Below are 2,579 nucleotides of genomic sequence, written 5' to 3' on the forward strand. Positions count from 1 at the left end.
TCACCCGTCCGGTACAACCGCCCCCCACCGAACGGCGAGGCCACGAAACGCTCCGCCGTCAAACCCGGACGCCCCCCGTAACCACGCGCCAACCCAGCCCCCGCCACATACAACTCACCCACCACCCCGGGAGCAACCGGACCGAGCAACCCGTCCAGGACGTAGGTGCGGGTGTTCCACACCGGTCCGCCGATGGGCACGGCGCTCCGCTCCGGGTCCGGGGCCAGCGGAGCGGACACGGTGGCGCAGATCGTGGTCTCCGTCGGCCCGTACGCGTTCACCAGCTCCAGCCGCCCCGCCCAGGCGTCCGCCAGGGCCGGCGGACACGCCTCGCCCGCCACCACCACCGTCCGCAGGGTGTCGGGCACCCGCTCCACCCCCGCCAGCACCGAGGGCGGCAGGGTGACGTGGGTGATCCCGTACTCGGTCAGCAGGTCGTCCAACCGTCCGTGCGGCGGCATCCGGTCCGCGGGAGCGGTCACCAGCGCCGCACCCGACGTCAACGCCATCACCAGCTCCCACACCGAGGCGTCGAACCCGAGCGCCGCGAACTGGAGCACCCGCGCGCCCGGGCCCACCCCGAACCGCTCCCGCTGGGTCCCGGACAGGCTCGCCAGCCCCGCATGGGTGACCACGACGCCCTTCGGGGTGCCGGTCGAACCCGAGGTGTGGATCACGTACGCCGGGTGCTCCGGGCGCAGTGCCACGGACGGCGCCGCCGCCAGCGCACCCGCGACCTCCGCCGAGGTCACCTCGTCGTCCCACACCGCACGCACCACCCCCGCGGGCAGCAGCCCGACCGTACCGGTCGTGCACACCACCAGCACGGGCGCGGCGTCCGCGAGGACGAAACCGATCCGATCGGCCGGATGGGCCGGGTCCAGCGGCAGTTGCGCCGCACCCGCCTTGAGCACCCCCAGCACCACCGCGACCAGGTCGGCGGAGCGCTCCATCAACACCCCGACCCGGTCCTCCGGGCCGATCCCCCGGCCGATCAGCCAGTGCGCGATCCGATCGGTACGCCGGTCCAACTCCGCGTAGTCGACGTGGTCGGCGGGCGTGCCGCCGATCACGGCCGGCGCCTCGGGGGTGCGGGCGGCCCGGGCCCGGAACAGCTCCGGCAGGGTCGCCGCGGGCACCTCACGGGCCGAGTCGTTCCACTCCTCCAGCACCGCCCGCCGCTCGTCCGGCGCCAACACCTCGATCTCGCTCAGCCGGACCCCCGGATCGGCGGCCACCTGCTCCAGCACCCGCACCAGCCGGTCGGCCAGGGCCTGCGCGGTGGACTCGTCGAACAGGTCCGTCGCGTACTGGAGGCTTCCGACGACGCCCAGCGGCGCCCCCTGCTCGTCGCGCTGCTCGGACAGGCTCACCGACAGGTCGAACCGGGCCGCCACGTCCTCGTCCACCGGCACCGGCTCCACCGCGAGCCCCGGCACCTCCCACGGCGAGGCGGACCGCGGCACGTTCTGGAGCACCAGCATGACCTGGAAGAGGGGGTGCCGGGACAGTGACCGCACCGGGTTCAACTCGTCCACCAGCCGCTCGAACGGCAGGTCCTGGTGCGCATACGCCGACAGGTCCGCTTCCCGCACCCGCCCCAACAACTCCTCGAACGACGGATCACCACCGACATCCGTCCGCAACACCAAGGTGTTCACGAAGAACCCGGCCAGGTCGTCCAGGGCCCGATCGGCGCGACCGGCCACCGCCGTCCCCAACGGCACGTCCGTCCCCGCACCCAGCCTGCTCAACAGGACCGCCAACGCCGCCTGCACCACCATGAACAGGGTGGCCGCACCCCGCTCGGCAGTCGACGCCAGAGCGGCATGGACACCGGCTCCGACCCGGACCCGCACGGCCCGACCGGCGAAGGACGCGGTGGCCGGACGCGTCCGGTCCACGGGCAAGCCGATCTCCGCCGGCAACTCCGCCAGGGCCGCACGCCAGTAGGCGAGTTGGGCGCCGATCAGACTGTCCGCGTCGTCCAGCTCGCCGAGCGTTTCCCGCTGCCAGAGCGCGTAGTCCGCGTACTGCACCGGCAACGGCTCCCACCCGGGCGCTGCACCATCGAGGCGAGCCGCGTAGGCCGACCACAGGTCCCGCGCCAGCACCCCCATCGACCAGCCGTCCACGGCGATGTGGTGCGCCACCAGCACCAGCACGCGTTCGGTGCCCGACACCTCCAACAGCTCGACCCGCCACGGAAGTTCGCAGGCGAGGTCGAAGCCCCGTTCCGTGGCCGCGGCCAACCGTTGCGGCACCTCGTCCGCCGTGACCCGACGCACCACCGGCACGGGGCGGGAGGCCTGCCCGTCCAACACGTGCTGCCGGGGAACGCCCCCGCTCTCGGGGTAGACCGTGCGCAGGATCTCGTGCCGCTCCGCCACATCCCCCAAGGCAGCCTCGAAGGCCCCCGGGTCCAGGGTGCCCACCAGCCGCACCGGCAGGGACATGCTGTAGGCGGCGCCGGCGCCCTCCTGCTCCATCCGGTTGAGGAACCACATCCGCTGCTGCCCGAACGACAACGGCACCACCTCGGGACGCTCCCCCGCCACCAACCCCGCCCGCACAACCCC

1 protein-coding gene is annotated in these 2,579 nt (G+C 73.5%); it reads right to left on the reverse strand.

All coding sequences use genetic code 11. The features are described 5' to 3' along the window. A partial coding sequence (locus tag ABT092_RS30850; RefSeq protein ID WP_351249806.1) for a non-ribosomal peptide synthetase occupies nt 1-2,579 on the reverse strand: 2,579 nt, incomplete at both ends.

The sequence above is a fragment of the Streptomyces sp. NPDC002490 genome, from assembly GCF_040296045.1.
In the GTDB taxonomy this organism is placed as follows: Bacteria; Actinomycetota; Actinomycetes; order Streptomycetales; family Streptomycetaceae; genus Streptomyces.